Origin of the sequence: Methylobacterium sp. GC_Met_3 (assembly GCF_026540775.1) — a bacterium.
Classification (GTDB): domain Bacteria; phylum Pseudomonadota; class Alphaproteobacteria; order Rhizobiales; family Beijerinckiaceae; genus Methylobacterium.
Genome location: NZ_JALNUL010000112.1, coordinates 1 through 5,329 on the forward strand (window position 1 = coordinate 1; position 5,329 = coordinate 5,329).

General features: G+C 64.6%; 6 protein-coding genes. 5 read left to right on the forward strand and 1 reads right to left on the reverse strand.

Features of this window, described 5'->3' with window-relative positions:
- The coding region (locus OXS27_RS31585; RefSeq protein WP_267361602.1) for a hypothetical protein at positions 1-515 on the forward strand (515 nt) is incomplete at its 5' end.
- A gap of 181 nt (positions 516-696) precedes the next feature.
- Here OXS27_RS31585 and OXS27_RS31590 read toward each other — a convergent pair.
- Positions 697-1,593, reverse strand: coding sequence for a LysR family transcriptional regulator (locus OXS27_RS31590; RefSeq protein ID WP_267361604.1), 897 nt, complete (start codon positions 1,591-1,593; stop codon positions 697-699).
- 281 nt (positions 1,594-1,874) lie between these two features.
- Here OXS27_RS31590 and OXS27_RS31595 point away from each other — a divergent pair, with 281 nt between their 5' ends.
- From OXS27_RS31595 to OXS27_RS31610, 4 genes are all read left to right on the forward strand, one after another.
- Positions 1,875-2,624, forward strand: a complete 750-nt coding sequence (locus tag OXS27_RS31595) for a glucose 1-dehydrogenase (protein ID WP_267361605.1) — start codon at positions 1,875-1,877, stop codon at positions 2,622-2,624.
- 32 nt (positions 2,625-2,656) lie between these two features.
- The gene (locus tag OXS27_RS31600; RefSeq protein ID WP_267361606.1) at positions 2,657-3,085 is read left to right on the forward strand and encodes a nuclear transport factor 2 family protein; all 429 of its coding nucleotides are present in this window, start codon (positions 2,657-2,659) and stop codon (positions 3,083-3,085) included.
- A gap of 104 nt (positions 3,086-3,189) precedes the next feature.
- Positions 3,190-3,822 (forward strand): methyltransferase, encoded by a 633-nt coding sequence (locus OXS27_RS31605; protein WP_267361607.1) that lies wholly within the window; start codon positions 3,190-3,192, stop codon positions 3,820-3,822.
- A gap of 355 nt (positions 3,823-4,177) precedes the next feature.
- Positions 4,178-4,627, forward strand: coding sequence for a VOC family protein (locus OXS27_RS31610; RefSeq protein WP_267361608.1), 450 nt, complete (start codon positions 4,178-4,180; stop codon positions 4,625-4,627).
- Positions 4,628-5,329 lie beyond the last annotated feature (702 nt).

Below are 5,329 nucleotides of genomic sequence, written 5' to 3' on the forward strand. Positions count from 1 at the left end.
TCCGGGACGTGGAGCGCCACCCGGTGACGGGAGGCTACGGGCGATGGTTCAACCCCCTCGGACGCTGGGACTGGTGGGACCTTGGCGGCCGCTTCGACGGGCGTATCCTCGGCGAACGCCGCCGGCCCGGCGGACGCAGGACCTCGTCCGTCTCGTCCGGACCGAATACCGGTCGCACCATGCTTAGGAACGTCACCGACGTCCTCGCCGAAAGGCTCGGGTCCGAGCCTCCGGAGGACGTCGTCGTGGAGGCCGACGCCAACATCGAGATGGTCTCGCGTCTGGCGGAGGATGCCCAGGCCGGCGTCGCGAACGCGTTCCCCGGCGCGATCCTGCTCCCGCCCGGCGCGGTCGAGGACCGGCTCCGCTGGCTTCGGGCCTGGCTCCAGATCGATGCAAAGGAGACCCTCGCCTGGCTCGGTCTTCCGGACGATGCGGACTGGGAGTCCATTGTCGTCGCGGCCTACCGGCGCTTCCCGGAGCACTGGGCCGCCGGAGTGGCCTATCATCTCTAGGACCGACGATCCGATCCGGACACCTACCCCGGGACGTCCGGCTGGGGTGGGAAGCCGCTGGTCCGCTGACGGGGAAGAATGCGTGGAAGCGGACGTCGCCGCTGCGCCAGCTTGCGAACGCCCTCAGACGCTCAGAGCGTCCGCTTCTCGGTCATAGCTACTGCCAAAAGTCTGCCGCGCGTCAGCCACGAGCTGGACTCAAACCGGCGAGCAGGGGAGCGTGCGCCACAAGCCTGCGGAACAGGAAATCGTTGAACAGCCGCACGCGCCTCGTCTTCCGCGCTTCTCCCTGAGTGAGCAGCCAGAGCGTCCCGTACATGTGCAGGTCGGTCCCCGGCACCCGGACCAAGACAGAGTCGGCATCCCCGACGAAACACGGCAGCGTCGTGATCCCGAGCCCTTGCCGGACCGCCGCGAGTTGAGACCCGGCATCCGTGACCCTGAACGGGACCTCGGCAGCGCGAACCTCGCCCGCGCCGGCCCAGTCCGGGACCCCATGGGCGCTGATGACGATCCAGCGGATGGGATCGGGCAGGCCTGCACGCTGCGCGGCGATGCAGTCGCGGGAGATGTAGACGCCCCCGAACAGGTCGGGCCCCTTCATGCCGTGAAGATTGAGCGGCAGGCTCTTGCGGTCGTAGACGACCCGGATCGCGACGTCGGCTTCCCGGTTCGTCAGGTTCGCGAGCTCGCCGGACGACGAGATGTCCATCTCGATGTCCGGATGCAGGCGCGCGAACTCAGCGAGGTCAGGCATGAGGAGGTGGGTCGAGAGGAACGGCGCGAGTGTCACCCGCAAGAGCCCGCGCACGCTCTGGTCCCGGCCGAAAACACGGCCCTCCAGCAAGTTCGAGGTCGCCTCCATCCGGTCCGCGAGTTCGAGGACCTCCTCGCCCGCGCTTGTGATGCGGTAGCCTGACGGCAGCTTCTCGAACATCAGCACGCCGAGGCGGTCCTCAAGTTGGCCGACACGCCGAAGCACGGTCGCGTGGTTCACGCCGAGGCGTTGGGCGGCCGCCCGCACCGAGCCGGCGCGCGCCACGGCCAGGAAATAGCGGACGTCATCCCAATCGATCATGGTGCGTCCTGGCACCGGGGGCACCCCGTACCGGGCTCGTGCGCCGATGACTCGGACGGCAACGCTTCTGCGTCATCTGAATGGGGGCGTTGAGCGGGCTTTAGGCTTGCCGGTTCTAGCCGGTGTAACCCGTCTGCACCACCCCGCTTACGCACGGAGTGGATCGATTTCGCACCACCGTTGTGCGCACCTTCGTACTCAACATCCGGCGGCCACGGATGCATCTCGGGGCTCTCGGGGACATCCCCGGACGTCAGGAACGGAGCACCGAAGTGGCAAACATGAAGAGGCTCGAAGGTAAGGTCGCGGTCATCACCGGCGGCAACAGCGGGATCGGATTGGCCACGGCCAAGCGTTTCGTCGAGGAGGGCGCCCACGTCGTGATCACCGGGCGGCGGGAGAAGGAGTTGCAAGAGGCGGCGGCCTCGATCAGGGACAACGTCACGACGGTTGTGGGCGACGTCACCCGGCTGGAGGACCTGGACCGGCTCTACGCAGTCGTGAAGCAGAAGCACGGCCACATCGACGTGCTTTTCGCGAATGCAGGCTGGGGTGAGCTCGCACCGCTCGCAGCGGCCACCGAAGCCCACTTCGACAAGACCTTCGACCTGAACGCGAAGGGGACGTTCTTCACCGTGCAGAAGGCCCTTCCCCTGTTCAGGGACGGGGGCTCGATCATCCTGACCTCCTCCGTTGCGAACGTCAGGGGAGACCTGGCCTTCACGGCCTACGCCGCCGCCAAGGCGGCCGTGCGCTGCTTCGCCCGTGGCTGGACGGTGGAGCTGAAGGATCGACGGATCCGCGTGAATTCCATGAGCCCCGGCCCCATCGAGACTCCGGCCCTGGAGAAGGTGGGCCTTACCGCCGAGCAGGTGGAGCAGGCGGTCGCCAGTTTCGCCTCGCAGGTTCCGCTCGGCCGCCGGGGCAAGCCTGAGGAGGTCGCGGCCGCCGTCCTGTTCCTCGCCTCGGACGAGAGCTCCTTCGTCACCGGCGTGGATCTCGCCGTCGACGGCGGCATGGCTCAGGTCTGACCTGACACCATACTGGATCGGGGTAAGCCATCATGAGCACCGAGCAGAACGTCCGGACGGTGAAGGACTTCTTCGCCGCGATGGACAAGGGCGACGGGGAGGCCCTGCTGGCGTTGGTCGCCGAGGACATCGAGTGGATCATCCCGGGCAAGGACTGGCCGCTGGCGGGAACGTACCGCGGGCGCGCGGGCTTGGCGCGGCTGCTCAAGACGGCGTCCGGGTCGATGGAGACGTCTACGGAGCCCCGGGAGTTCGTCGCCCAGGGCGACCGGGTGCTGGTGGTCGGCTTCGCCAGGGGGAAGGTCAAGGCCACGGACAAGCCGTTCGAGGATGACTGGGTCTTCGCCATCACGGTCCGGGACGGCAAGCTCACCCGCGTCCGGGAGTATGTCGACACCCAGGCCTTGGCGCGGGCCGCCGAGACGGAGACGGCCCCGGCGCGCTCGTCCACCGGGTCCTGAGCCGTAGGGCAAGCCTCAAGAGGCTTGCCCCAACTCCGCGCGGGCCGGGGAGCGATGTCCCGACGCCGCGCGCTCATCGCATGTCCGACCCTGAAGGAAATCCCATGTACGACCAAGCCACACAATCCGAATTGGTCCGGTTCGCGCGCGTCGATACGGGCGCCACGGTCATCGACGTCTACCCGGGAGGCGGTGACTGGACCCGTGTCCTCTCGGACGTCGTCGGACCCGCAGGCCGGGTCTACAGCTTCGTGCCGGCCGAGGTCGCGCACTTCAAGAACGACCCTGTCGGCCTCATGCAGACGCTGGCGGGTGAGCCGGGCCGGGAAAACGTCGACGCCGTCTCCGCGGACCTCGTCGCGTTGGCGGAGGTCACGCAGCCCGCGGACGTCCTGTGGCTGCACCTGTTCTACCACGATCTCCACACCGCGCTGATCCAGGGCAAGGGCGCGACGGCAGACGCTTTCAACCGGGCCGTGCATGACCTTCTGAGGCCCGGCGGACGCTACTTCGTCGTCGACCACGCCGCCGCCGCCGGGTCGGGCACGAGCGACACCCAATCCCTCCACCGGATCGATCCTGCGTTGGTCCGCAAGGAGGTCGAGGCGGCCGGCTTCGTGCTGGATGCCGTGAGCACCTTGCTTGCGAACGAGGAGGATCCGCACTCGATCAAGGTGTTCGATCCGTCGATCAAGGGTCGGACGGATCGTTTCGCCTACCGGTTCGCGAAACCCTGAGTGGCTTGGCCGGTCCGCCACCCAAGTCCCGTTGAAGCCGATTGCATTGCAATACGATCGTACCCCTTGGTTACTTTCGGGTCAAACGGAGGTATTTTGTTCGGGATTAAGTCGACAAATCTACCGAGTTACCAAGTGGGCGCATCACTGCCAGAGTAGCGGCGAAACACGCCTCCGCTCACGGAAGCTGCGCGACCGCTTGTGAACGACTGCGTTGGGTGGTTTGCTGCTAATCCGCTTCCTAATGGCAAATGCGTCGAAACGGACATAGCCGGGGGCCGGCCACGACCCGTTGCATACGAATGACCCCTTTGCCGGTAGGACGTCCCGCATGACAGAACACACGAGCATCCACGTGCGGCGTGCCGATCATGTCGGCTTCGCGGTCGCCTGCCTCGACGAAGCCCTTCGGTTCTGGGTCGACGGGCTCGGCGCGCAGCTTGTGCGGACGGGCGAGATGGGGGGCGAGTTCCTTGGTCAGGTGACGGGAGCGAATGGGGCGAAGGTGCGCATGGCGATCGTTTCGCTAGCGGATCAGACGATCGAACTTTTGGAGTATCAAGGTTCAGACCGACCAAGTGTGCCAGCCAAGCCTTTCGACCCGGGCTTCGCGCATTTGGCTCTTGTGGTTGATGATATCGATGCGCTCCTGATGCGGATCGCCGCCTACGGCTGGAAGGCGCAAGGCATTCCGCAGCCGATCGCGAGCGGTGCGCGGGCTGGAACTAGGGTGATCTACGCTGTTGGCCCTGACGGCGCGACGATCGAGTTCATGCAGCCGCCAGCCTCCGTTCAGGATCTCTGATGCCGCCGGGCGGGGGACCGCTTGCCATCCTGATCTGAAGTCGACAGGGGCTCGGCGAACGGCCGCTTCCGAGAAGCTTCGACGGCAGTTTGGGCGACCGCATCGGGTCGGAAGCTGCATGACCGCTTGGGGTGATTTGCTGCCCCTCCGTTTCCGGTCGGCGGGTGCATCTGAGCGGACATAAGCTTGTCGACCGCTCGCGACCCCGGCGGTGGGACCCGCTTAACACTTAACAAATAAATCTTGCTATATCCAGCGAATGAGTTTTTCAAAAATACACCAGCTTTATCAATCTTAGGTTCGTACCGTGCCTCTGAAAGGAAAATTACACTACTCGTTTCTTGCCAAAGATCGGACTCAAGCAAGTGAGATGCCTAATGCAGCCCTAAGGCAAAGCATCTCTGGCCCTGAAGGCAAAACATTGAAGCAAAATCTCGTCTGGCGATCGTTCATTTTCTCCGTATTTCTGCTCCCTATTTCATGGCAAATATATACGAAGATTTACTACAAGAAGGAGACGCATTCAGGTTATGATAATGTCGAAATTACTGGCTCTATCAGCGCCCCAAACCCGTGTTCGGCGAAAAATCCATAGATCGCTGGACCGAGCTTGAGAGCTGACAAGGGGTCAGTCTGCACATGGCTCAGCAGGCTAGTCGCCGGGCCGTAGACAGGCTGTTGATCTAACCTGAATGCACTTAG